Source organism: Polaribacter tangerinus, from assembly GCF_038024095.1.
GTDB lineage: Bacteria > Bacteroidota > Bacteroidia > Flavobacteriales > Flavobacteriaceae > Polaribacter > Polaribacter tangerinus.
Map to the genome: position 1 here is coordinate 1,393,129 of NZ_CP150668.1, position 25,244 is coordinate 1,418,372.

28 protein-coding genes are annotated in these 25,244 nt (G+C 30.7%); 17 read left to right on the forward strand and 11 right to left on the reverse strand.

Translation table 11 applies throughout. The features are described from left to right. Positions 1-5 precede the first annotated feature (5 nt). Both WHD54_RS06005 and dprA read right to left on the reverse strand, forming a co-directional pair. A complete protein-coding gene (locus WHD54_RS06005; RefSeq protein WP_088324310.1) occupies positions 6-1,073 on the reverse strand; it encodes a hypothetical protein in 1,068 nt (355 codons plus the stop codon). A 34-nt stretch (positions 1,074-1,107) separates the two neighbouring features. Next, on the reverse strand, positions 1,108-2,208 hold the full coding sequence (gene dprA, locus WHD54_RS06010) for a DNA-processing protein DprA (protein ID WP_088324309.1): 1,101 nt from the start codon (positions 2,206-2,208) through the stop codon (positions 1,108-1,110). Between the two features lie 95 nt (positions 2,209-2,303). On the opposite strand from dprA, the gene WHD54_RS06015 reads away from it, so the two are divergent. The 3 genes from WHD54_RS06015 (at position 2,304) to WHD54_RS06025 (ending at position 4,379) form a co-directional block, all read left to right on the forward strand. Continuing rightward, positions 2,304-3,200 carry an SPOR domain-containing protein gene (locus WHD54_RS06015; RefSeq protein ID WP_088324308.1) on the forward strand — a complete coding sequence of 299 codons (897 nt, stop codon included), beginning with the start codon at positions 2,304-2,306 and terminating at the stop codon, positions 3,198-3,200. A gap of 154 nt (positions 3,201-3,354) precedes the next feature. Next, on the forward strand, positions 3,355-3,864 hold the full coding sequence (locus tag WHD54_RS06020) for an acyl-CoA thioesterase (RefSeq protein WP_088324307.1): 510 nt from the start codon (positions 3,355-3,357) through the stop codon (positions 3,862-3,864). Between the two features lie 11 nt (positions 3,865-3,875). Then, a complete protein-coding gene (locus WHD54_RS06025) occupies positions 3,876-4,379 on the forward strand; it encodes a mechanosensitive ion channel domain-containing protein (RefSeq protein ID WP_088324306.1) in 504 nt (167 codons plus the stop codon). A gap of 7 nt (positions 4,380-4,386) precedes the next feature. Here the strand turns inward: WHD54_RS06025 and WHD54_RS06030 are convergent, their stop codons facing one another. The 4 genes from WHD54_RS06030 to WHD54_RS06045 form a co-directional block, all read right to left on the reverse strand. Continuing rightward, positions 4,387-5,592: a murein hydrolase activator EnvC family protein gene (locus WHD54_RS06030; RefSeq protein WP_088324305.1), complete on the reverse strand. Its 1,206-nt coding sequence runs from the start codon at positions 5,590-5,592 to the stop codon at positions 4,387-4,389. Positions 5,593-5,618: 26 nt separating this feature from the next. Further along, positions 5,619-6,389, reverse strand: coding sequence for a DUF4292 domain-containing protein (locus tag WHD54_RS06035; RefSeq protein WP_088324304.1), 771 nt, complete (start codon positions 6,387-6,389; stop codon positions 5,619-5,621). 1 nt (position 6,390) lies between these two features. Further along, on the reverse strand, positions 6,391-7,293 hold the full coding sequence (locus WHD54_RS06040) for a tetratricopeptide repeat protein (RefSeq protein ID WP_143744264.1): 903 nt from the start codon (positions 7,291-7,293) through the stop codon (positions 6,391-6,393). Positions 7,294-7,369: 76 nt separating this feature from the next. Then, positions 7,370-8,386: a sugar nucleotidyltransferase gene (locus WHD54_RS06045; RefSeq protein ID WP_340766471.1), complete on the reverse strand. Its 1,017-nt coding sequence runs from the start codon at positions 8,384-8,386 to the stop codon at positions 7,370-7,372. 156 nt (positions 8,387-8,542) lie between these two features. On the opposite strand from WHD54_RS06045, the gene WHD54_RS06050 reads away from it, so the two are divergent. Beyond that, positions 8,543-10,417 (forward strand): ABC-F family ATP-binding cassette domain-containing protein, encoded by a 1,875-nt coding sequence (locus WHD54_RS06050; RefSeq protein ID WP_088324301.1) that lies wholly within the window; start codon positions 8,543-8,545, stop codon positions 10,415-10,417. 72 nt (positions 10,418-10,489) lie between these two features. Here the strand turns inward: WHD54_RS06050 and pyk are convergent, their stop codons facing one another. From pyk to WHD54_RS06075, 5 genes are all read right to left on the reverse strand, one after another. Beyond that, the gene (gene pyk / locus WHD54_RS06055) at positions 10,490-11,917 is read right to left on the reverse strand and encodes a pyruvate kinase (RefSeq protein WP_088324300.1); all 1,428 of its coding nucleotides are present in this window, start codon (positions 11,915-11,917) and stop codon (positions 10,490-10,492) included. Positions 11,918-11,919: 2 nt separating this feature from the next. Beyond that, entirely contained in the window at positions 11,920-12,390 is a 471-nt protein-coding gene (locus tag WHD54_RS06060; RefSeq protein WP_088324299.1) for an IPExxxVDY family protein, read from the reverse strand. 91 nt (positions 12,391-12,481) lie between these two features. Beyond that, positions 12,482-13,219, reverse strand: coding sequence for a ribonuclease III (gene rnc / locus WHD54_RS06065; protein ID WP_088324298.1), 738 nt, complete (start codon positions 13,217-13,219; stop codon positions 12,482-12,484). Between the two features lie 3 nt (positions 13,220-13,222). After that, positions 13,223-14,476 carry a beta-ketoacyl-ACP synthase II gene (gene fabF, locus WHD54_RS06070; protein ID WP_088324297.1) on the reverse strand — a complete coding sequence of 418 codons (1,254 nt, stop codon included), beginning with the start codon at positions 14,474-14,476 and terminating at the stop codon, positions 13,223-13,225. A 7-nt stretch (positions 14,477-14,483) separates the two neighbouring features. After that, complete coding sequence (locus WHD54_RS06075) at positions 14,484-14,720, reverse strand: acyl carrier protein (protein ID WP_004569249.1); 237 nt, start codon at positions 14,718-14,720, stop codon at positions 14,484-14,486. Between the two features lie 170 nt (positions 14,721-14,890). Between WHD54_RS06075 and WHD54_RS06080 the strand changes: the two genes are divergently transcribed. The 13 genes from WHD54_RS06080 to WHD54_RS06140 all read left to right on the forward strand — a co-directional run bounded on the left by WHD54_RS06080 (position 14,891) and on the right by WHD54_RS06140 (position 25,159). Next, positions 14,891-15,463, forward strand: coding sequence for a phosphoribosylglycinamide formyltransferase (locus WHD54_RS06080; RefSeq protein WP_088324296.1), 573 nt, complete (start codon positions 14,891-14,893; stop codon positions 15,461-15,463). Continuing rightward, positions 15,456-16,091: a viroplasmin family protein gene (locus tag WHD54_RS06085; RefSeq protein ID WP_088324295.1), complete on the forward strand. Its 636-nt coding sequence runs from the start codon at positions 15,456-15,458 to the stop codon at positions 16,089-16,091. Before WHD54_RS06080 ends, WHD54_RS06085 begins: the two co-directional genes overlap by 8 nt. Positions 16,092-16,242: 151 nt before the next feature. Beyond that, on the forward strand, positions 16,243-17,031 hold the full coding sequence (gene deoC / locus WHD54_RS06090) for a deoxyribose-phosphate aldolase (RefSeq protein ID WP_317043154.1): 789 nt from the start codon (positions 16,243-16,245) through the stop codon (positions 17,029-17,031). Between the two features lie 2 nt (positions 17,032-17,033). Continuing rightward, positions 17,034-17,615, forward strand: coding sequence for an acyltransferase (locus WHD54_RS06095; protein ID WP_088324293.1), 582 nt, complete (start codon positions 17,034-17,036; stop codon positions 17,613-17,615). Next, a complete protein-coding gene (locus WHD54_RS06100) occupies positions 17,608-19,686 on the forward strand; it encodes a gliding motility protein RemB (protein WP_088324292.1) in 2,079 nt (692 codons plus the stop codon). Before WHD54_RS06095 ends, WHD54_RS06100 begins: the two co-directional genes overlap by 8 nt. 408 nt (positions 19,687-20,094) lie before the next feature. After that, positions 20,095-20,997 carry a heme o synthase gene (gene cyoE, locus WHD54_RS06105; protein ID WP_088324291.1) on the forward strand — a complete coding sequence of 301 codons (903 nt, stop codon included), beginning with the start codon at positions 20,095-20,097 and terminating at the stop codon, positions 20,995-20,997. A gap of 11 nt (positions 20,998-21,008) precedes the next feature. After that, on the forward strand, positions 21,009-21,611 hold the full coding sequence (locus WHD54_RS06110) for a cytochrome c oxidase subunit 3 (RefSeq protein ID WP_088324290.1): 603 nt from the start codon (positions 21,009-21,011) through the stop codon (positions 21,609-21,611). Positions 21,612-21,669: 58 nt separating this feature from the next. After that, positions 21,670-22,653 (forward strand): cytochrome c oxidase subunit 3, encoded by a 984-nt coding sequence (locus WHD54_RS06115; RefSeq protein ID WP_088324289.1) that lies wholly within the window; start codon positions 21,670-21,672, stop codon positions 22,651-22,653. A 19-nt stretch (positions 22,654-22,672) separates the two neighbouring features. Then, a complete protein-coding gene (locus WHD54_RS06120) occupies positions 22,673-23,014 on the forward strand; it encodes a cytochrome C oxidase subunit IV family protein (protein WP_088324288.1) in 342 nt (113 codons plus the stop codon). A gap of 80 nt (positions 23,015-23,094) precedes the next feature. Next, positions 23,095-23,748 (forward strand): hypothetical protein, encoded by a 654-nt coding sequence (locus WHD54_RS06125; RefSeq protein ID WP_088324287.1) that lies wholly within the window; start codon positions 23,095-23,097, stop codon positions 23,746-23,748. 5 nt (positions 23,749-23,753) lie between these two features. Continuing rightward, positions 23,754-24,398 carry an SCO family protein gene (locus WHD54_RS06130; protein ID WP_088324286.1) on the forward strand — a complete coding sequence of 215 codons (645 nt, stop codon included), beginning with the start codon at positions 23,754-23,756 and terminating at the stop codon, positions 24,396-24,398. Beyond that, complete coding sequence (locus WHD54_RS06135) at positions 24,391-24,933, forward strand: DUF420 domain-containing protein (RefSeq protein ID WP_088324285.1); 543 nt, start codon at positions 24,391-24,393, stop codon at positions 24,931-24,933. The genes WHD54_RS06130 and WHD54_RS06135 overlap by 8 nt, the downstream gene beginning before the upstream one ends. Continuing rightward, positions 24,926-25,159: a hypothetical protein gene (locus WHD54_RS06140; RefSeq protein WP_088324284.1), complete on the forward strand. Its 234-nt coding sequence runs from the start codon at positions 24,926-24,928 to the stop codon at positions 25,157-25,159. Before WHD54_RS06135 ends, WHD54_RS06140 begins: the two co-directional genes overlap by 8 nt. Positions 25,160-25,244: the final 85 nt, after the last annotated feature.

The following is a 25,244-nucleotide window of genomic DNA, read 5'->3' on the forward strand; positions in this document are numbered from 1 at the left end:
AAAAGTTAAAACAACTCTTTATTGCTAATATCCAAATAATTACGCTTTACAAAAGCTAATATAGTCTCTAAAATTTCGCCCATATTTTTACAATCCTTAAACTTTACATCTCCAACATATTTTATAAGATGTTCTTTTAATAAAGCTATATTTTCTGGAGAAGAAATAGTATCTGCTTTCATACACTTTATTAATCGAGTAGTTCTTCTGGGAGCAGTAATCATTCTTTTTGCCATAAAAGAACGTTCCTCTATTTTATATTGACGTATAGAATCATTTTCGAGCTTTTTACCAACCATTTCAATCATTTTAAAATTCTCTTTCATAAATTGAAGATTGTACACTTTTAAATTTCCTTCAAAAGATTGTTGGTCGAAATCGATGGCTCTAATTTTATAAACTATACTATCAAAATCGTGGGTAGGTGTAATTACATAATTATAAGAGCGCATATCTCCTAACAAACGAACCAAACAACGTTCTTTAAATTTTACAAACTCTTTGGCTATTTGCGATTTTTCTAACTCGGTACACTTTGGCAAAAAATCTCTAATAAAATCGTCTCCAGGAATTCCGGCAATATGCTCTTCTATTAAAGTATCTTTATATACCAAGAAATTCATGTTATGCGGAGACAAAATATGTTCTAATTCTAAACCATAAATTCTAGAGGCATCTGCTTTTTTTACATAAAAATAAGTAGCGTTGTCATTTAAAATATTTCTAATTTTTACTCGAAAGGGTTTCGAATTTCCAAAAGTACAATAGTCTATGGCATCGACACTTAAAAACGGAATGCCATCGTCATTCCCATCGGAATGCAACATTGTGTATACTTTTTTTAAACTTCTATCAATTTCTTGTCTGTCGTATTCAGAATAATATGTTCGTACCCAAAGCGTATCTTCCTCATCTTTATCGTATACCGTTACTGAACCCTGAAAACGAAGTAAATCATCATAAAAAATAGGTATTTTTATATTCCTGTTATAGTTTTTTAAATACGCATTTAGCATATCATTTACAGGAAATGTAGGTTTTTTTTTAGACATCAATTTTTTCTCTACCGCCATCTTTTCTGTTGATTTTTATCAAAAGTAAGAATAATTATGCGAGTTCAAACATCTTTCCTGGCAAAGGTTTTGTAATTCCTTTTAATTCCATTTGTAACATTAAAGATGCCAATTGATATATTGGAATGTTACACTCCAAAGAAATCATATCTAACAATTGTGCTCCTTTTTGATGTAATAAATCATACACTTTCTGCTCCTTTTCACTTAAAATTAAAAACAATTCTTTCTGAATTATTTTTAGTTTTTTTGGGGTATCCCAATTAAGCATTTTTACTATTTCATCTGCCGAATTTAATAAGAAGGCTTTGTTGTTTTTAATTAAATTATTACATCCTTTGCTATAAATATCTGTAGTTCTTCCTGGCACTGCAAATACATCTTTATCGTAAGAATTAGCAATATCTGCAGTTACTAAAGAACCTCCTTTGCTAGCAGATTCTATAACCACTGTAGCACTTGAAATACCAGCTACAATCCTGTTACGCTTTAAAAAATTTTCTCTTAATGGTGCTTCACGATGCCAAAATTCTGTAATAAAACCCCCATTTTCTAATACATGTGGCATATATTTTTTATGAGCTTTTGGGTATATTTCGTTAAAACCATGTGCCAATACAGCCACAGTTTGTAGCTTATTTTTTATGGCTGCCTTATGTGCACAAATATCCACTCCGTATGCAAATCCACTAACAATAATCGGACTGTAAATTGATAAATCTGCAATAAGTTTTTCGCAAAAATCTCTACCATAAGAACTCATATTTCTTGTACCAACAATAGAAATAATTTTAGAATTAGAAAAATCTATTTTTCCGTCTTTAAAAAATAATATTGGACTATCAATACAGTGTTGTAAATTGGTTGGATACTCATTATCTAAAAAATAAGAATAAGAAATGTTATTATCTTTTATATATTGAAGTTCTTTTTGAGCTAATGTAATGTTTTCCTTATCAAAAAGATGCCTAAGTATGTGGTTGCCAATTCCGTTTATTTTAGATAATGTAGTTTGCTTTTCTTTAAATATTTGCGCCACATCTCCTACATTTACAATGAGTTTCTTTGCTAGAATATCTCCAATAGCCTTACTTTTTTGCAAACGTAAGATTGCCAATAATTTTTCTTCTTCCAAGGGATAACAATTTGAATAACAATATATAAAAAATTTGTTGATAATTATTAGAGAACTTTTTATAATAATACTGTTAAAATTATATATTTGTTATTATGATTTTAGAGCGCTACATTAACGATTTATTATATAGGTACGAATGTGTAATTGTTCCTGATTTTGGGGGTTTTGTAACCAACAAAATTGGTGCGAGGTTGCAAAAAGATACTCATACTTTTTATGCTCCTTCTAAACAAATAACATTTAATAGTCATCTAAAACATAACGACGGTTTGTTGGCAAATTATATTGCTGCTTCAGAAAATATCTCATTCGAAAAAGCAGCTACTGCAATTTCTTTAAGTGTCATACAATGGCAAAATCAATTGCAATCGTCTCAAGTTGCTTTAGAAAATCTTGGTATCCTTTCTTTAAATTCAGCTAAAAAAATAATTTTTGAACCGAATGAAAGTACCAACTTTTTAACATCATCTTTTGGTCTTTCTAATGTTACATCACCTGTAATTAACAACTATAAACAAGTAGTAAAACCTTTAGAAACAAGTACTTCTAAGAAAAAAGTTCCTGCCTTTATTAAATATGCAGCTACGGCAGCAATTTTACTAACTTTAGGAGTAGCAGCTTACAGCAACTACAAAGTAAATGAGCAAAAAGTAACCATTGCTCAACAAGAAATTGCACTCCAAAAAAAGATTGAAACAGCTACTTTTGTAATTCCAAATCCACTACCTACATTAGAACTAAATGTAGTTAAAAAAACAGCTAAACCTTTTCATTTGGTAGCAGGCTCTTTTCAATTTAGAAAAAATGCAGAAAAAAAAGTAGCTCAATTAAAACAAAAAGGTTTTAATGCCTTTATTATTGGACTTAATAAATGGGGTTTAACCCAAGTTGCTTTTACTAGTTATGCAAATAAAAACGATGCTATAAACCATCTTCATAAAATAAAAAGAACCATTAGCAAAGAGGCTTGGCTCTTAGTAAAAGAGTAACGTTTTAAGTATCTTTTAAGGCCTCTAATTTTCTAACTTATTTTGTTATAGAATCTAACAATAAAACTACTGTTGTAAAAGTAGTCTGTTCTTTTTTTAGACTTCTAAAATTTTGATAAAATGATTGCCTATCTTTGCAAAAAATTTAAAAGCAATGAATGCTAAAACTCCCAAAGAATCATTAACAATATTAACAGACCTAGTTTTACCGGGTGAAACCAACTATTTAGATAACCTTTTTGGTGGAGAATTACTAGCTAGAATGGACAGAGCTTGTAGTATTGCCGCCAGAAGACACTCAAGAAGAATTGTAGTAACGGCCTCTGTAAATCATGTGGCGTTTAATAAATCTGTACCTGTTGGAAGCGTAGTAACGGTAGAAGCCAAAGTTTCTAGAGCTTTTAAATCGTCTATGGAAGTGTATGTAGATGTATGGATAGAAGACAGACAATCTAGACACAGAACAAAAGTAAACGAAGGTATTTATACTTTTGTTGCTGTAGATGAAACAGGAAAACCAGTTCAAATTCCGCAATTGTTACCAGAAACAGAATTGGAAATAGAACGTTTTGAAGGAGCCTTAAGAAGAAAGCAACTAAGCCTTGTTTTAGCAGGAAAAATGAAACCTAATGAGGCTACAGAACTAAAAGCATTGTTTAACTAAACACCTATAAAATGACAGATTTATTTGGAATAAAAATAATATGGTCTTTAGGATTTATATTATTTGCCATATTAATACGAATTATTATCATTAACTCATTAAAGAAAATTCAAACAAAATTTGGTTTTCAAAAATCGAGAATATTAGTAACCAATAAAATAATTACAATTTTAATTTACTCTACCATTATTGTGCTAATAGCCTTTCTTTGGGGAGTAGACCAAAAACAACTATTGGTATATATTTCTTCTTTTTTAACAGTATTAGGAATTGCTTTTTTTGCGCAATGGTCTATACTTTCGAATATTACAGCGGGTTTAATATTATTTATAAATTATCCTGTAAAAATTGGCGATACTATTACAGTGTTAGAAAAAGACAACAATGTTACAGGTCAAATAAAAGATATTGGAGCTTTTTTTATTACACTAAAAACTCCCGAAAAAGAATTAATAACCATGCCTAATTCGGTAATTCTACAAAAGAATATTAAATATTTTCCGCAACCAGATTAGCTTTTAATTATCTTTTTAAAAGCCAAACAGCTGGGTTTAATTTTGTGGTATTTTTGTAAAGTACAAAAATTAAAGTCGTTTTTCCGGAAACCTTATCTGTAAAAATATGACCTATATTTTGACCAGTTTTTACAACATCGCCCTTTCTAACATATAATTTATCTAAATTATTGTAGGAAGAAATATAGTTACCATGTTGTATTAATACATTTCTTCTTCCTTCTGCAGAAACCAAAACATTTAAAACTGTACCATTAAAAATAGCCAAAGCATTGTTATTTTGATTGGTTACGATATGTAAACCCGTTCCGTTTATTTCGATACCAGGAAAAGTTGGATGGCGCTGTTTACCAAACCTTCTAACCACCACACCCTCTTTTACGGGCCATGGCAACTTACCTCTATTAAGTTCAAAATTTGCCGCTAATTCTTTTGCTTCCGGACTCAGTATAAATTCGTTTCTCTTGCTTGTTTTAGGTGTAGATTTTAATTTTTTTGCAGCCAATCTATTTGCCTTTTCAATGGCTGCCTTAATAATTTTATCTAACTTTTGTGCCACTCTTTTCTCTTCTGCAATTTTCTTTTGAAGATTTCTTTTGTAAGCACTTTCTTTCTTTTTAATTTTTGCTAGTAGCAATTCTTGACGCTTCTTATCTAACTCTATTTGTTTTTTTTGATCTTTCTCAGAAACAATTAAACTATCTTTTGATTGTTTTTTATAGGTGAGAGAATCTATAAGTTGCTGCACTACTAGTGCTTGTTTTCCAATTTCTTCTCCTTGTTTTTTTCTAAATGATGTATATTGTTCTAAGTAAGAAACCCTTTTATAAGCTTGATAAAAACTTTGTGAAGACAATAAAAACATTAACCTACTTTGTTTAGAACGGCTTTTGTACGATTTAAAAATCATAGCTGCATAATCTGCCTTTAAAGCCTCGAGCTCTTTTTCTAAAACTGCAATCTTTCGGGTGTTTTTATCAATTGTTTTAGACAATAAAGCAGCCTCTAAATTTATGGTATTTATAAGCTCTTGTCTAACCGCTATTTTCTGCTGAATATCGCTTAAATCTTCTAAAACATTTTTCTCTTTTTTTTGTTCTTTAAAAAGCAAAGAGTTTACCTGCCTTATTTCTGCCTTTAGCTTTTTTCGCTGTGCTTCTAACTCTTTTTTAGTTTGACTAAACGTAGTTAAACTACAAAAAAAGTATAGCATAAAAATTTGTAAACGAGTCTTTATCACTATAATTTTATACGTTTATATCCGCTAGGAATTTTAAATGATGTATTTAAATCACTATTAAAAATAACAGATTTTAAATTAAAATCTATAGTTGTTTGCTTAGTATTATCTTTTGCTAAAATTACCATTTTAGAAGGAAAAATCTCCTTTTTTTGTGTAAAATAATCCGAATAAGAAATATCTAACCGTTGTTTTTTTTCAATATTAACAATAGACTGGCCCAATAATTTAAAATGAGAAGGTTGTACTTTAAAGAAAGTATCGAATAATATATTTTGTGTTTTAGGAGATAGTACATACACATTATTTTCTATACTAACTTCTTGTTTTTCTTTTTTCAAGTCTAAAATAGCCTGACCTAAAAACAGGTTTTGTAACTGATCGAAATTAATAGGAGTTCCTAATATTTCTTCTAATAAAGAAAAATCTCCATCGAAGTAAGTTCTATCTAACGGTGAATAAAAAAGCACTTTATTTGGTGTTATTTTGGCTTTAAAAACATTAATAAACTTAGTTCCCTTTAACCAAATTACTTTATCTATTTCTATTTTTATATTTACAGATATACGTTGTTTTATATTTTCTCCCTCGTAGTTTACCGAATATTTTGCATCTAATGTTTCTTTAGAAAAATTTGCAGCAATGTGTTTTTTAACTACACGCCTTGCAGACATTTTAGTGGCAATAGCACTTTTATCTATAGCAATACTTTTAGACTTACAAGCAGCAAATACTAAGACTAAAAAAAACAGATATATTATATTTTTCATACTATTTCTTTAGTTTCTGTAGTTTTAATTTCAGTTTTTCTACCTCTTTTTTATTTCCCATTTTTTTATGATTAATCATCAATTCCTTGTAAAAAGTAATTTCTACAGTTGTTTCTATTACAAAATCCAAACCATTATTTAATGTTTCTATAGCTTTTGTGTACTGTTTGTTAGCATGTAGGGCTTTTGCATGAGATAAATATACAAAAGGTTGCGCAGGAAAAAGTATCATTCCCTCCGAACTATACAGCAATAATTGCTCTAGGGTATTTGAAGGGTTCTCTAAAATAGTTTTTAATAATGAATATGATTTTGTTGCTGTAAACTGTTTTTTTAAACTTTCTAAATCGGTATTATTTTGAGTATTCACAGGTGTTTCCGATTTAGTTCGATTTTTTAACGAAGCTTTATAACGCTTATAATTAGAGGGTAAGACTTGTTCTTTCTCTAAAACATCCATTAAAGAAATAGCATTTTTGGTATCGTTATTTTGTATAAATAATCGAATTAAATTAACACGTTCTTTCGTGTCGATTTCTACCACTTTTTTTTGAGCTTTAATGGCTTCGGTAAAATTGCGTTCTTTTACAAAAATTGCTACTAAATGTTTAAGCATCCATATATTATCGGAGTCTTTTTGTAAGGCTCTCTGTAAATATTCTCTTGCTAAAATTGTATTATTAAGCTGATAATAATTTTTAGAAAACTCAAAAAAAACAGCTACATCATTTGGTATTATTTGATGACAACTTTCTAGGTTTTCTATGGCTTGCTGATACTTACCAATAGCTTTTTGAGATAGTGCTTCAAAAAAATACTCTTGAAACGCTAGCTCTTTATCCTCTGTAAAATCGGCAGCTAACGGAATACTGTCTTGTGCGCTAAAATTATTGGAAATCAACATAAAAAAGAAAATACAACCGTATAAAAAACTACTATTAGTTGTAAATTTTTGCAGTATGTATTTTCTTCTAAACATCTTAACTAAGCTCTGTATAATCTCCAATACTTACAGAGGTAAATTTACCATTAAAAACAGCATGGTTACCAATCATTGCATTGTCTAAATTGGCATTTGTAATGGTAACATTTGTTTGAATAAGTGAGTTGGTAATGGTACTGTTTTCTACAACACTATTCTCTCCAATAGAAACAAAAGGACCTATTTTAGTGTTTTTAAGCACCACATTTTTTCCGATATAACAAGGCTGAATAATTTCTGAATTTTCTAAAATTACTTCTTCAGAAACTAAATTATTTCCGGCTTGGTGCTCAAATTGTAAAACTTGCTTATTGGTGTCTACGGTCGGGTCTTTTTTACCACAATCCATCCAAATATTTACCGTACCAGGTATAAATTTTGCTCCATCACTTTTTAACGTTTCCAACACATTTGTAAGTTGATACTCATTATTTTCTCGTAAATCATTATCAATTAAATATTGAATTTCTTCTCTTACTCTATCTCCATCTTTAAAGTAATAAATTCCAATAATTGCTAAATCAGATACAAATTTGGTTGGTTTTTCTATAAAGTCTGTTATAAAACCTTCTTCTAACTTTACTACACCAAAAGCACTAGGATCTGCAACTTGCTTTACCCAAATTGCCCCATCGGCATTGGCATCTAGTTTAAAATCTGCTTTAAACAAAGTATCCGCATAAGCCACAACACAAGGGCCACTTAAAGATTCTTTTGCACAAAATAATGCATGTGCTGTTCCTAAGGCCTCTTCTTGAACGTATACAGAACCTTTTGCCCCCAATTCTTTGGCAATTTGTAATAAAGTTGCCTCGGTATTGGCAGGAAAACCTTTTTTTGCAGGACCGATAATAAAAGCAATTTCGTTTATGCTTTGGTCAATTACGCTAGCAATATCTTCTACAAGTCTTTGCACAATTGGTTTACCAGCAATTACTGTTAATGGTTTTGGAACGGTTAAAGTATGTGGTCTTAAACGAGAACCTATTCCCGCCATTGGAACAATTATTTTCATAAATTTTATCAATTTTATAAGTCGCAATATAACACTAATTAAGAGATTGTAAAAAATGAGCAATGGTAAAAATAAGTGGTATTTTTTTAAATTAAATAGACTAAAAATCAAAGGCTTTGCTAGGGTTTTTCGTTTCTTTGTAAAAATTTTTAACACGTGAACTATTTATCAGTAGAAAATATCTCTAAGGCTTACGGAGATAGAGTATTGTTTGAAGACATTTCTTTTGGAATTAATAAAGACCAAAAAGTGGCTTTTGTTGCAAAAAATGGAAGTGGAAAAACTTCCATTTTAAATATTATTGCCAATTTAGATGTTCCAGACACTGGCCAAGTAGTTAGCAGAAAGGGTATTTCTATTGCTTATTTAGCTCAAAAAGACGACATTAATCCAGCATTAACCATAGAAGAAACCATTTTTGCTACTGATAATAAAATACTTTCTATTGTAAACAAATACGAAAAAGCATTAAAAAATCTTGATGATACAGAAGCGTACCAAGCCGCTTTCGATTTAATGGATCAGCACAATGCATGGGATTTTGAAACACAATACAGGCAAATATTATCGAAATTGAAACTCGACGATTTAAGCTTAAAAGTTGGAGCGCTTTCTGGCGGACAACGAAAGCGACTTTCTCTAGCCATTGTTCTTATTAATAAACCTGATTTATTAATTTTAGATGAGCCAACAAATCATTTAGATTTAGAAATGATAGAATGGCTTGAAGCATTTTTTGCCAAAGAAAAAATTACTCTTTTTATGGTTACTCACGACCGCTATTTTTTAGAACGTGTATGTAATGAAATCTTAGAGTTAGACGAAGGAAAAATATATAAATACAAAGGAAACTATTCTTACTATCTTCAAAATAAAGAGGAAAGGCTCGCTTTAGAAGCTACCAATTTAGGAAAAGCAAAAAGCTTGTTTAAAAAAGAACTCGATTGGATGCGAAGACAGCCAAAAGCAAGAACTACAAAATCTAAGTCTAGAACAGACGATTTTTACAAAATAAAAGAGCAAGCGCACCAACGAAGAAAAGACCATCAAATTCAGTTAGAAATAAATATGGAACGTTTAGGAAGTAAAATTCTTGAGCTACATAAAGTTACAAAATCATTTGGTGATAAAAAGATTTTAGAAAATTTCGATTATGTTTTTAAACGTGGTGAGCGTATTGGTATTATTGGTAAAAACGGTACAGGAAAATCTTCCTTTTTAAATATTATAACAGAGAAATCTCCTTTAGATAGTGGAAAAGTTATCTTGGGTGAAACCGTAAAATTTGGCTATTACACACAAGCTGGTATTAACATTAAAGAAGGACAAAAAGTTATTGAAGTAATAAAAGAATTCGGAGAGTTTATACCACTTACAAAAGGTAGAAAAATTTCTGCATCACAATTATTAGAACGTTTTTTATTTGATAAAAAGAAGCAATATGATTTTGTTGAAAAACTTTCTGGAGGCGAGCAAAAAAGACTCTATTTGTGTGCTGTTTTAATTCAGAATCCAAATTTTTTAATTTTAGATGAGCCTACAAATGATTTAGATGTAGTTACTCTAAACGTGCTAGAAAATTTCTTATTAGATTACCCTGGCAATCTTTTGGTGGTTTCGCACGATAGGTATTTTATGGATAAAATTGTAGATGCTTTGTTTGTTTTTAGAGGTAATGGAGTGGTGGAAAATTTTCCTGGAAACTACTCAGACTTTAGAACATATGATAGCTCAAACGACAAAGAAGAAGAAATAGCAGAAAAATCTGCTTCAAAAAAAGTAGAAAAACCGTTAAAGAAAACGTCTAAAAAAACCCTATCTTTTGATGAAAAAAGAGAGTTTGGTGCTTTAGAAGTAGAGATTGAACGTTTACAAAAAAGAAAAGCAGCTATAGAAACCGACTTTTTAAATGTAGCTATTGCCCCAGAAGATATTCCAAAAAAATCGAAAGAACTACAAGAAATCAATACTCAACTAGAAGTTAAGGAAGAAAGATGGTTAACACTTTCTATGAAATTGGAAGACTCATAATTGTATTGAAAATTTAAAAGTAAAAAAGGCATTCTATAACAGAATGCCTTTTTTTATATAATAAAATATGTGTTAATTTATCTGAGAAACACGTAATGTATTCACCATTCCTTTTGCCTCAACTGGCATAGAGGTTAAATTAATTATAAAGTCTCCTTGGTTTACAAAGCCTTTGTCTTTAGATATATTGTTAATTTCTACAACCGTATCATCGGTACTTAAATTTTTATCGTAATAAAAAGCTTTCACGCCCCAAAGTAAATTTAGTTTTCCTAAAATTCTTCTTTCAGAAGAAAAAGCCAATATTTTCGATTTTGGTCTCCATGCAGAAATTTGAAATGCTGTATAACCACTATTTGTAAGGGTAGAAATTGCTGCGGCATCTATATTATTTGCCATTAATGCTGCATGATGACAAATTGCTTTGGTAATAAAACGGTTTGTTCTAATATGTGGTGCTTGATGTGGTACTTTAATTAAATCAGAATTTTCTACACTTACAATAATTTCCCTCATTTTTCGAATTACTCTTATTGGATGTTTTCCAACAGATGTTTCTCCAGAGAGCATTACTGCATCTGCACCATCCATAATAGAGTTCGCAACGTCGTTTACTTCTGCTCTTGTTGGTACAGAATTCTCTATCATTGTTTCCATCATTTGAGTAGCAATAATAACGGGTATTCTAGCTTTTTTAGCTCTTTCTACCAACATTTTTTGAATTAGTGGTACTTCTTGCATTGGTATTTCTACACCTAAATCTCCTCGAGCCACCATTAATCCATCGCAATAAGGTATTAAAGAATCTATATTGGCAACTGCCTCTGGTTTTTCTATTTTAGCAATCACTGGCACTCTATAAGTAGAATGCTCATCTATTAAATCGCGCAACATTCGTAAATCTTCTGGCGTTCTAACAAAAGAAAGTGCCATCCAATCTACATCTAAACCTAACGCAAAAATGGCATCTTCTTTATCTTTTTCAGTTAAAGCTGGTAAAGAAATTGCTGTGTTTGGTAAATTAACCCCTTTTTTAGATTTTAATGCACCACCAACAATAGTTTTTACCACTACTTTTTTGTCTTTATCTGTAGATACAACCTCGAAAAGTAATTTCCCATCGTCTACTAATATTTGTTCTCCAACTTTAACATCTTTTGGAAAACGTTGATATGTCATGAACGCCTTTTCTTTGGTACCGATACATTTTTCTGTAGTAAAGGTAAAAAGGTCGCCATCTTCTAAAACCACATCATCTTCCATAACTCCTACACGTAGTTTAGGACCTTGTAAATCTGCTAAAATGGCAACATTAAAACCATTTTCTTCATTTATTTCTCTTATTGTTTTTACTGTTTTTGTAACATTCTCGTAATCTGCATGCGAAAAATTAATTCGAAATACATTTACACCTTCTTTAGCAAGATTGGTTAAAATTTCTTTAGAGCCTGTGGCAGGACCTAATGTGGCTACTATTTTTGTTTTTTTGTATGGCTTCATTCTTAAAATATTAAAAAGTCTTTAGACTTTAGTGTGTTTTTATCTATTGAATAAGAAGTGACTACTTGCTCAATATTATTAATTTTTTGTACTGTATTTTCTACAAAATTAAAAACTCCTTCGCCAGAAATTTTTAAAAAAAAATCTACTTTTTTTTTCTCTGGAATTAAGTAAGTCTTCGTTTCGGTAGAAAGTAGTAACTCGTTAGATGCTAATTGATTTTCTCTTTTAAAGCTATTTTCAATCAAAAACCACTCGAAGCTATATTCTTCACTAGAGAAATTGTAGAGAGAAAACGATGCATTAATACGTTCGATTTCAAATTCTAAATCTTTGATTGATTTAGAAAAGCGAGTGTTTAAATTTTTGTTAAGCAAATATGCCAGTTTATAATCTTCTAATGCTGTATGAATACCAATTAGTGCGTATTCTTCTTCGCCAAAATCGTCTAAACCTAAAGCATGAATTTGCATAAATTGTAAATTAACTTTTAGTGATTTTAATCTTGCTAAATTACTAATTGTTTGCGAGATTATATTTTATTTTCACGAAAACGTTATCGCTTTAATCTAACGATATTTCATTCTGAAATGCAAAATATACTCTTTTGGCAGCCATTTCTTCTGCTTTTTTCTTAGAAGTTGCTCTCCCTTTGGCTATTTGATTACCATCTATACTTATCTTAACGCTAAAATGTTTTATTTGCTCGTTACCAGAATCTTCATAAGTATCAAAAGAATATTGTTTTTTTTGCTTCTGGCACCATTCTATTATCAATCCTTTATAGCTTGTAATTTTACCTTCTAACTTTTGTATATCTACGTAAGGTACAATTACATTTTTATGAATAAACTTCTGACAAAAGTTATACCCTTTATCTAAGTATATTGCGCCAATTAAAGCTTCAAAAATGTTTCCATGAATATTGTCTCCCACATTTGCTTGGTCTATATTACTTTTTACAAACTGAATAAGATTTAAGTCTTTTCCGAGTTCGTTTAGATGGTCTCTACTCACAATTTTAGAACGCATTTGTGTGAGATAACCTTCTGTGCCTTTGGGCACTTTTTTATATAAATAAGCGGCAATTACAGAACCCAGAATAGAATCTCCTAAAAACTCTAAACGTTCGTAATTTACAGGATTACCTTTGCTATCTGTCATCTGCACAGAACGGTGTGTAAATGCTTTTTGATAATAGGTAATTTTTTTGGGAGAAAAGTTTAGTAATTTTTTTAATTCGCCATAAAATACGGATTCTTCAGGAGAATGCGATTTTACTATTTTGCGAATAAAGTTCATAGACTACTCGTCTAATTTCTTAAAAGCAACACATGCATTGTGGCCACCAAAACCGAAAGTATTACTCATGGCTACCTTAATATCTCTTTTTTGAGCTTTGTTTAAGGTTAAGTTTAACTCAGGGTTTATATTTTCATCTACATTTTGATGATTTATTGTTGGCGGAACAATACCATGTTTCATTGCCAAAATAGAGGCGATAGATTCTATAGCACCAGCTGCACCCAATAAATGACCGGTCATAGATTTTGTAGAATTAATGTTGATGTTTTTGGCATGATTTCCAAAAACAGCAGAAATAGCTTTTAATTCAGCTACATCACCTAAAGGAGTAGAAGTACCATGGGTATTAATATGGTCTACTTCTTCGGGTTTAATTCCTGCATTTTCTAGGCAGTTTTTCATTACAGCAACCACACCAACTCCTTCAGGATGTGGCGCAGTAATATGGTAGGCATCCGAAGACATTCCACCACCAATTACCTCTGCATAAATTTTTGCACCTCTGGCTTTTGCATGCTCGTAACTTTCTAGAACAATAGCTCCTGCACCTTCGCCTAATACAAAACCATCACGTTCTGCATCAAAAGGTCTAGAGGCTGTTTTAGGATCATCGTTTCTAGATGATAATGCGTGCATAGAACTAAAACCACCCATACCTGCAATTGTAACAGCCGCTTCAGAACCACCAGTAACAATAACATCACAAGTGCCTAAACGAATATAATTCATGGCATCTATCATTGCATTTGCAGAAGAAGCACAGGCAGAAACAGTTGTATAATTTGGGCCCATAAATCCGTTTTTAATAGAAATATGACCTGGAGCAATATCGGCAATCATTTTTGGGATAAAGAAAGGATTAAATCTTGGAGTTCCGTCTCCTTCTGCAAAGTTTAAAACTTCGTTTTGAAAGGTTTCTAAACCACCAATACCTGCTCCCCAAATTACGCCCACACGTAATTTGTTGATTTTTTCTAAATCTAAATTCGCATCTGCGATTGCTTCATCAGAAGCCACCATTGCATATTGCGTAAAGCGATCCATTCTTCGAGCTTCTTTTCTGTCTATAAAATCTGTGACATTAAAGTTTTTTAGCTCACAAGCAAAACGAGTTTTGAACTTGGCAGCATCATAATATGTAACAGGTGCTGCTCCGCTAACTCCGTTAACTAAAGCGTTCCAATATTCTTCTATATTATTACCAATTGGCGTTAATGCGCCAAGTCCAGTGACTACAACTCGTTTTAATTGCATATAAATGTTACTTTTTTGCTTCTTCTATATAGCTAACTGCTTGACCTACAGTACCAATGTTTTCTGCTTGATCATCTGGAATTTGAATATCAAATTCTTTCTCGAATTCCATAATTAACTCAACAGTATCTAAAGAATCTGCTCCTAAATCGTTTGTGAAGCTCGCTTCTGTTGTTACCTCGTTATCGTCAACGCCTAATTTGTCTACGATAATCGCTTTTACTCTTGATGCAATGTCTGACATAATTTTTTAATTTTAAATTTTAAATCTGGGCAAAAATACAAATCTTATTAATTATAACTAATTTTTGTCCAAAAAATGATGCTTAAAAGTAAAGAAAATAATTTAATCTTCACTTAATAGTATCGGTTTGTTAATAATTATTCTTTTTTTTGTAGCTTAGAAAGATAGATATGAAGCGTATTATTATTTTTGCATCTGGTTCTGGTTCGAATGCAGAGAACATTATTTCTTATTTTAATCACACTAAAACCGCTAAGGTTACTAATGTGCTGTGTAACAATGAGCATGCCAAAGTTTTTGAACGTTGTAAAAAACTAAACACCAAGTGTATTCATTTTACAAAAAACGATTTTTTTACAACAGACAACATTTTAAACCTACTTAAAGAAGAGGCAGATTTTATTGTATTAGCTGGTTTCTTATGGAAAATTCCAGAAAAAATAGTAACGGCTTTTCCTAACAAAATTATAAATATTCATCCGGCATTATTGCCAAAATATGGCGGAAAAGGAATGTATGGAATGCATGTACACAAAGCAGTAAAAGCAAATAATGAAACCGAAACGGGCATTACCATTCATTATGTAAATGAAAATTATGATGAAGGCGCCATTATTTTTCAGAAAGAAACCGCTTTAACAAACCAAGACACTCCTACAACTATAGCAGCAAAAATTCATCTTTTAGAGCAGCGTTATTTTCCGAAAGTATTAGAAGAAGTAATTGTAAGTATTAATGAGTAAAAAAAAGTTTTACGTAGTTTGGAACGGACGAAAAAAAGGTGTTTTTACTTCTTGGAATGTTTGTAAAAAACAAATAGAAGGTTTTGAAAATGCCCAATACAAAAGTTTTTCGAATTTAGAAGAAGCCGAAGTTGCTTTCTCTAAAAAATACGAGGAATATAAGGGTAAAAATACCACAAAACCTGTGCTTTCAGCAAAAGAAAAAGCGTCTTTTGGCACCCCTATTTTAGAGAGCATTGCTGTAGATGCTGCTTGTTCAGGAAACCCTGGTGCAATGGAATATAGAGGTGTTTTTACACACAACAAAAAAGAAATTTTTAAAAAAGGACCTTTTAAAAACGGCACCAATAATATTGGAGAATTTTTAGCTTTAGTACATGGAATTGCACTTTTAAAGGGTAAAAATAAAGAAGACATTCCTATTTATTCAGATTCTAAAATTGCCATGAGTTGGATAAAGCAAAAACGTTGTAAAACAAATATTCATTTTAACGATACTAACAAAGATTTGCTAGAGTTAATTAAAAGAGCCGAAAATTGGCTAAAAGAAAATACGATTAAAAATCCGATTTTAAAATGGGAAACAAAAGCTTGGGGAGAAATTCCTGCTGATTTTGGTAGAAAATAACGTGATGTATTCATTTACTATATCGGTTATTTTGTAACATAATAGCAAAATAGTTTTTTAAGTATATGAATGTAATTGTTTTACTTAATAATAATTGAACTCTTATTTTTAATTGATATGAAACCTCATATTATACCTACTAATATGGAATTTGAAATTTGTATTTTATAATATGTATTTTCCTTCTAAAAACTTACCAATAGCTAATTATTTAGATGCTACCTATTTAAAAACTCCTAGTCAAGCAAATATTAGTAGTGCCGATACAAAAAAGCAAATTATCGCTTTGGCAGAAGAGGCAAACACTTACAATTATAAACTAGTAATGGTTAGGCCTTTGTATATTACGTTGCTAAAAAGAACACTAAAAAAATCGGTTCTTATTGGAACTGTTATTGATTTTCCTGAAGGAAAAGCTCCTGTTAACCAAAAACTAAAAGAAGCCAAAAAAGCAATTGATTTAGGTGCTAACGAACTAGATTTTGTAGTAAACTACAGCGCTTTTAAAAACGGAAATATCGATTTAATAAAAGAAGAAGTGACTAAAGGCACTGCTATTTGTCTAAAGAATAACAAAGTTGTGAAATGGATAATTGAAGTAGCTGCTTTATCAAATGAAGAAATAATTGTAATTTCACGTTTAATAAAACAAATTGTGCTAGATAATTTCGGAGAAAAAAACACCAAAAATGTGTTTGTGAAATCTTCTACCGGCTTTTACAAAACAAAAACAAATAAACCTAATGGTGCTACTATAGAAAATATGCGTCTAATTGTAGAAAATGCAAAACCGTTAAAAATAAAAGCAGCAGGTGGTATTAAAAATTACGAAACAGCACAAAAATTTATTTCTTTTGGGGTAGATAGAATTGGTACTTCTTCTGCAAAAGAAATAGTAACAAAAAAAGAAAATAAAAACCTAAATAACCTAGAATATTAATTTTGAAAAATTACTTTGCACACCAAACAGCAGTTATAGACGAAGGCTGCCAAATAGGAAAAGGAACAAAAATATGGCATTTTAGCCATGTTATGACAGAGGCAATTATTAGCGAAAACTGTAATATTGGGCAAAATGTTGTGGTATCTCCTAAAGTATTTTTAGGTAAAAATGTAAAGGTGCAAAATAACGTATCTATATACACCGGCGTAATTTGCCAAGAAGATGTTTTTTTAGGACCCTCTATGGTTTTTACCAATATTACAAACCCTAGAAGTGCTATTATTAGACAAGATAAATATATAGAAACCCTGGTAGAAAAAGGGGCAAGTATTGGTGCAAATGCTACTATTATTTGTGGTAATACTATAGGTAAGTATGCCCTTGTTGGTGCTGGAGCAGTAGTTACAAAAAATGTTGCACCATACGCATTAGTTGTAGGCAATCCGTCGAAACAAATTGGCTGGGTTAGCGAGTACGGACATCGCCTAAATTTTGATAATAATGGTCTGGCAACTTGTAAAGAAAGCAACGAAACCTATCAATTAAAAAATAATATTGTTATAAAATTACACAATGACTAAAAAATTCACATTTTTATTTCTCTTTATAACTGCTCTCAGTTTTTCACAATCTGAAGTATATCCTCAGTTTGATTCTTGCAAAGAAAAAAAAGTTGTAAATGCAAAAGATTGTTTTTTATCTACTACTAAAAAAGAGTTTTTCAAAATTTTTAAAGTTCCTGAAATAGTCTTTAGAGAAAATTATACAGATACTATAAACGCACAATTTGTGGTGAACAAAGAAGGTAACTTTAAACTTATTTATGTAAACACACCTTACCAAGAAATTAAAGACGCAATTGCAAAAACATTTTTAAAACTACCAAAGGTTATTGCTGCAAAATATAATAACAATTCTATAGAAATGCAGTTTCAGTTACCTATCTCTTTCCCATTACAAACAGACAGAACTGCCATATCAAGTACAAAAGAACCAATAGAAAATAAAGAAAGTAAAAAACGTAGTTTATTTGATGTGGTTGAAAAAAATAAAATAGCTAATGCCTCATTTCTAGAGCATGAAAGTCAGCTTAATATTCCTTTTACACATCAAAGATATGTAGATTATGAATTTGCATTACACAAAGCTAAGGGAACGCATACAGCCTCTAAACCTTATGTTTTTAATGAAATAAATACCTATATTGATTTAACCTCTGAAAAAGAAAAGTTTTTAAAACCATCAAAAAAATCATGGGTTGGCAAAAAAATTTGGAATGAGCATTTACTTCAAATTAAAGAAAAAGATTTTTGGTTAACAGTAGATTTTTTGGTGGATGTACAAGTAGGTAAAGACAATTCTGATGTTCCTTACACCTATAATAATTCAAGAATAATAACTGTAAATGGTGGCTTAGGAAATAAGTTTTCGTATTCTGCTACAGTTTTTGAAAGTCAAGCTAGGTTTGCAAACTACATAAATACAGCTACCTTTAACAATTCTTTATTAACTAGACCCAAAAACTCGGAAGGTTTAGTTCCTGGAAGGGGAAAAGCAAAAAGATTTAAAGAAGATGGTTTTGATTACCCAGTTGCAGAGGGTTATTTAGCGTACCAACCTAATAAATTTATGCAGTTTCAATTTGGAAATGGCAGAAATTTTATTGGAGATGGATATCGATCTTTTATACTTTCGGATGTTTCTGCACCTACCACTTACTTAAAAATGAAAGTAGATTTCTGGAAAATACAATATACCAATATTTGGATGTGGAACACAGAACCTTCTCTAGCCTCTGCTATTAACCCAAATGAACACCAAAGAAAATACATTGCAGCCCATTACCTTAGTTTAAATATTACAGATAAACTAAATATAGGTCTATTTGAAACAGCTATTTCTACTGGAGAAAATGGCTTTGACGCTGGTTTTTTAAATCCTGTTCTTTTTTATAGATCTGTAGAATTTAATCGTGGTGAAGATGCCGGTAACGCAATTATTGGACTCACAGGAAAATATAAATTAACAAATAATATTTCTCTATACTCACAATTAATGGTAGATGAGTTTTCGGTAGGAAACTTAAATGACTTAAGCGATTGGAGAAATAAATTTGCCTATCAATTAGGAGCAAAATACTTTGATGCATTTAATGTAAAAGACCTTTTTTTACAACTAGAGTACAACTATGCTAGGCCCTACACATTTGCGCATAAATCGCCCATTTTAAATTACGGAAATTACAGCCAGCCAATGGGCCATTTGTGGGGTGCAAATTTTTATGAAGCAATAGCCATTGCCAGATATAAAAAAGACAGATGGAGTTTTAATGCAAAAATAATAGCTGGTAAAAAAGGATTTGATTTTGCAGATGAAGCAATTAGTTATGGTGGAAATATTTACCAATCTTATGATGATAGATTTGCAGATGTTGGCAATAATTTGACGCAAGGAAACACTGCAAACATATTTTTAGCAGACTTACAAGGCAATTATTTACTAAATCCATCAAATAATTTAAGTCTTTTTGCTGGTTTAACATTTAGAAGATTTTCTCCAAAAACTGCTACAACTCCTTTCCCTGCTGGGAATACTGTATGGTTTTCTGCAGGAATAAGAGCCGATTTATTTAATTGGTACTTAGATTTCTAAAAAAACAATAAAAGTTTTTTTATATTAAAATAAAGTATATCTTTGTAGTGTAGTCCTTTCTTAGGATTACACTTTTTCTTTTTCATAGCAATTTTCCCACTCAATTTATTGAGTGGGTTTTTTTATGTGTTTAAATTTAAAAATTTATGCCCATTAATTCTTCAGTCCATTAACCAAATACAAAATAATTTACGATTGCATTTTTCAATATAAATAGTTAGTTTATTTTCATTATAAGACTTGTGTTTACATTTAACTTGCAACAACAACTAACTTTAAACAACCTATTAAGGTTTAAATAATCTTTCAAAAATTACCAATATTTTTCTATTGAAAGCAAACAAAAGGAGTTAAAAGCTATGGTAAATTCAGATTTATCAAATATCTTTGCAAACTAACCGTGGTAAAATGGATACAGCAGTTATTTCAGATCGTAAAATGTCTATACAACGTATTTTTTCAGACTTTAAACAACTTACCAAAGTTGGTTTATCGTTAAGTGTTGTTTTTACATCCCTTACCGGATATCTTCTTGCGGTAGAAACTGTTAATTACTTTACCTTATTTTTATTAGCTATAGGTGGTTTTTTTATGGTTGGCGCTTCAAATGCATACAACCAAATAATAGAAAAAGATACCGATGCTATTATGAAACGTACTCAAAACAGACCACTACCAACAGGTAGAATGTCTGTAAACACTGCACTAACTGTAGCTATTCTTTTTACAATTTCTGGAATAGCAATTTTATATAGCATCAATCCTAAATCGGCTTTGTTTGGAGCCATTTCTATCTTTTTATATGCCTGTGTTTACACTCCTTTAAAAGCAATTACACCATTAACGGTTTTTGTAGGTGCAATACCAGGTGCCATACCATTTATGTTAGGTTGGGTGGCTGCAACTAATAACTTCGGAATTGAAGCTGGGTTTTTATTTATGATTCAATTTTTTTGGCAGTTTCCACACTTTTGGGCTATTGGTTGGTTACAATTCGAAGAATACAAAAAAGCCGGATTTAACATGCTGCCAATGGGAACTAAAGATACCGGTGCTGTAAAGCAAATTATTTTTTATACAATAGTGATGATTTTAGTTTCAGTTGCTCCCGTTTTAAAAGTATCTGGTGCCTTTTATATTTATCCAACAACTGCTATAATAGTGGCACTTTTAGGTGTGCTAATGTTATATTATGGAGTAAAATTGTACAAAAGCAAAGAAAACAAAGATGCTAGAAAATTAATGCTAGCAAGTATTTTATATATAACATTAGTTCCAATAATTTATGTTATTGATAAGTTTTTACATTAATAGATTTTTACATTAAATTTATAAAAATGATTACAGAACAAACATTACAAGAAGAGAAAATTGCCGCCAAACGAAAGTCTGCAAAACCAATGCTTTGGGTTTCTATGATTAGCATGGTAATGTTTTTTGCCGGCCTTACAAGTGCATATGTAGTAAGTACAAAAAGAGAAGATTGGGTAACTTTCGATTTACCAAATGGCTTTTACATTAGTACTCTTTTAATAATTGCAAGTAGTATTTTTCTAATAATCTCTCAGAAACTATTACAACAAGACAAAAGACAACTATCGTTGGTAACAGTGGTCATTACACTAATTTTAGGTATTGGTTTTATCTGGCAACAATACGAGGGTTTTAATCAACTAAAAAGCAGTGGTTTGTATTTTACAGGACCCGAAAGTACCGTATCTACATCCTTTATTATTGGCATAACATTTTTACATGTTTTACACCTATTAGCAGGACTGATAGTGCTTTTAGTTGTTATTTATAATCATTTTAAATATAAGTACAAACCAAATGATTTACTAGGGTTTGAACTTGGTGCTCTCTTTTGGCATTTTGTAGATATACTATGGATTTATCTATTTTTCTTTTTCTATTTTATTAGATGATGAAAAATGATTATTTTTGCAAGACTATTTTTAATATTCAATTAATAGAAAAACATTTATGGAAGCAAATATTGCTGTACCAACTGACAAGAAAAATACCTGGGGTGGTGGAAACGGAATAAAACCATTCGGTGCTAGTTATGGTAAAATGATGATGTGGTTTTTTATCCTATCAGATGCATTAACTTTTACAGGATTCTTAGTAGCATACGGTTTAACACGTTTTAAATTCATCGACTCTTGGCCAATTGCAGATGAGGTTTTTACTCACGTACCTTTTATTCATGGAGAATTTCCGATGATATACGTAGCAATCATGACGTTTATCTTAATATTTTCTTCGGTAACAATGGTATTAGCGGTTGATGCTGGCCACCAAATGAAAAAAACAAAAGTTGCATGGTACATGTTTGCAACCATTATTGGTGGTATTATATTTGTTGGCTCTCAAGCATGGGAGTGGAACACTTTTATCAAAGGCTCTTATGGTGCTGTTAAAACTACAGATGGTAAAGTTTTACAATTTGTAAAAGACGGCAAACAAATTGCACTTTCAGACTTTGTTGTGAGTAATCCTGCAGAAGAAAGAGTTGAGCATACAAAGAAAAACGGTTTGTGGTACCAGGAAGAGGCTTCAATAGCGAACTATTCTGTTGCCGAAGTAATTGCAGCTTATGAAGCAAACCCAGATGTACAGGTTCGTACAGAATTGATAGATTTATCTACCAAGAAAAAAACAATCCTTTCTAGAGAAGAAGGGACCCTTCAATTAGCAAAAACAAAAATGGTTGTAGAGGGTGCTAACCTTAAAGTAAACGAATACGGAAATACTATTTTTGCAGATTTCTTTTTCTTTATTACTGGTTTTCATGGTTTTCACGTTCTTTCTGGTATTATTTTAAATATTATCGTTTTCTTTAATGTTATTTTAGGAACTTACGAGAAAAGAGGACACTACGAAATGGTAGAAAAAGTAGGTTTATATTGGCACTTTGTAGATTTAGTTTGGGTGTTTGTATTTACCTTCTTCTACTTAGTATAATTAAAATAAAAAGATAGAAATGGCAGGACACGCACACGAATCGAACGCAAAAAGAATATGGATTGTATTTGGTATTCTTTCAGTAATAACTTTAGTAGAAGTATACTTAGGAATTATTAAACCTAGTGCACTTCATTTACATGGACCAGGAACAAGTTGGTTAAACTGGATATTTATTATTTTAACCTTAGCAAAAGCTTACGGAATTGCATGGGTTTTTATGCACTTAGAAGGAGAAAAAAAATGGTTTAGACGAGCTATTGTTTGGTCTGGTGTATTTCTAATGATATATATGGTAACTCTCTTCTTACTAGAAGGAGAATATATTTACGATACATTATCGCCACTTGTAAGATGGTAAGATAAAATTTTAAAGGTGGTTTAAACCACCTTTTTTTTTGCTTTAAATTTGTTAAATATTGGTTAAAAACTTAAAATAAAATGAAATTTATCACAAAAAAAAGAGTGGTATTGTTTTTACTATTCATATCTCCACTTTTGTTTTACTTACTACTCTCGTCAGGTATTAACAATTTCGCAAAATTGCCTGTTGTAACAAAAAATGTTGCCGATATTCAACTAATAACAAAAACTAAAAAAATAAGTTTTAAAAATAAAATATCTATTGTTTGTTTTTTAGGGGATGATATTGAAAACATACAAGGAGCAGTATTTAATTTAAATCAAAAAATATACAAACCTTTCTACGGTTTTAAAGATTTTCAAATGATTGCTATATATCCGAAAGAAAAAGAAATCGAAGTAAGCAAATTAGAAAAAGAAGTAGGTGCATTTACCGATATGGCAAAATGGCAATTTATAGCAAGCTCTAAGGAAGAAATAAACGCTTTATACGATAGTTTTAATACCAATAAGCAATTAGTTGATGGTCAAATTTCTGAAGCTTACATTATAGATAAAGAAGTAAACTTAAGAGGTAGAACAGACGATAAGGATTCGAAAAATGGATTAATTATGGGGTATAACATGAACTCTGTAGCTGTATTAAAAAATAAAATGAAAGATGATGTAAAAGTTCTTTTAGCAGAGTATCGTTTGGCACTTAAAAAAAATAACGCAGATAGAGATATTTAAAAATTATGAATAAAAAATACTCATACATAGGCATATCATTGGTTATTTTATTGTTCGGTATTTACACAGTTCATAAAGTTGTAAATAAATTTAAAAAAACCGATTTAGTTACTTTTAATAAAGTACCAGAATTTGAATTTATAAATCAGGAAGGAGAAAAAATTACAAATAAAACATACATTGGTAAAGTATATGTTGTTGAATTCTTTTTTAGTACATGTCCAACAATTTGTCCTATCATGAATGCAAAGATGCTGACTATTCAAAATGAGTTTTTTGGGAATCGTAATTTTGGCATTGCCTCCATTTCTATCACACCAGAAATTGATACTCCAGAGGTATTAAAAGAATATGCAAAAGCAAACGGAATAAACCATAAAAACTGGCATTTATTAACTGGTAAAGAAGAATCTGTAGTATACAATTTGTCTAACAAAGGTTTTAAACTTTATGCTGGTAAAGGAGATGCAGAACACGGTGGCTTTGAACACTCTGGGTTGTTTGCTCTAGTAGACAAAAACGGATATATAAGGTCTCGTAAAGATGAATACGGAAACCCAATAATGTACTACAGAGCAATCGAAGAACAAGGTTTTGAAGATCAAATAAAAGAACTGAAAGAAGATATTAAAAAATTATTAAATGAATAACATAGAAACTAAAGAAGCAAAATATAAAAAAATAATTATAGCACTATCTATAATTATTCCGCTAGCAGTAGCAGCGTTATTTGGTATCAACTTAAAGGAACTAGGTTTTAATGTAGAGCCTTTAACCTTTTTACCTCCAATATATGCAAGTATAAACGGTCTTACAGCTATTCTTCTTATTGCTGCTGTTATTGCAATTAAAAAAGGAAATAAGAAATTGCACGAACAATTAAATACTTTAGCAATAATATGTTCCTTACTTTTTTTAGTAATGTATATTGGATATCATATGACCAGCGATTCTACTAAATTTGGAGGTGAAGGTGTGATAAAATACATTTATTATTTTATTCTTTTTACGCACATTATACTCTCAATTATTGTAATTCCTTTTGTTTTAATTACATATATGAGAGCAAAACTAGGAAAGTTTGAGGCTCATAAAAAAATTGCTAAAAAAACATTTCCGCTGTGGCTATATGTTGCTGTAACCGGTGTAATAGTGTATATAATGATATCTCCTTATTATGTGTAAAAAAATAAAAACTGGCATATCGTTACTTTTTATACTTGCTGCAAATAATGCAATAGCACAATGTGCCATGTGTAAGGCCGTTGTAGAAAACGGAGATGTTGCAATGGCAGAAGGTATAAATAGTGGTATTACTTATTTAATGGTATTTCCCTACATATTAGTTGGTATCCTTTTCTATACAATCTACAGATACAATAAAAAAAAAGAAGATTTAATACTAAAATAAGCTAGGTTAATTTGTAACAAAATTTAATTACAAGCGTCTTATTAAAACACTATACGAATATCTATCGTGAATGATTAGCGTTTTT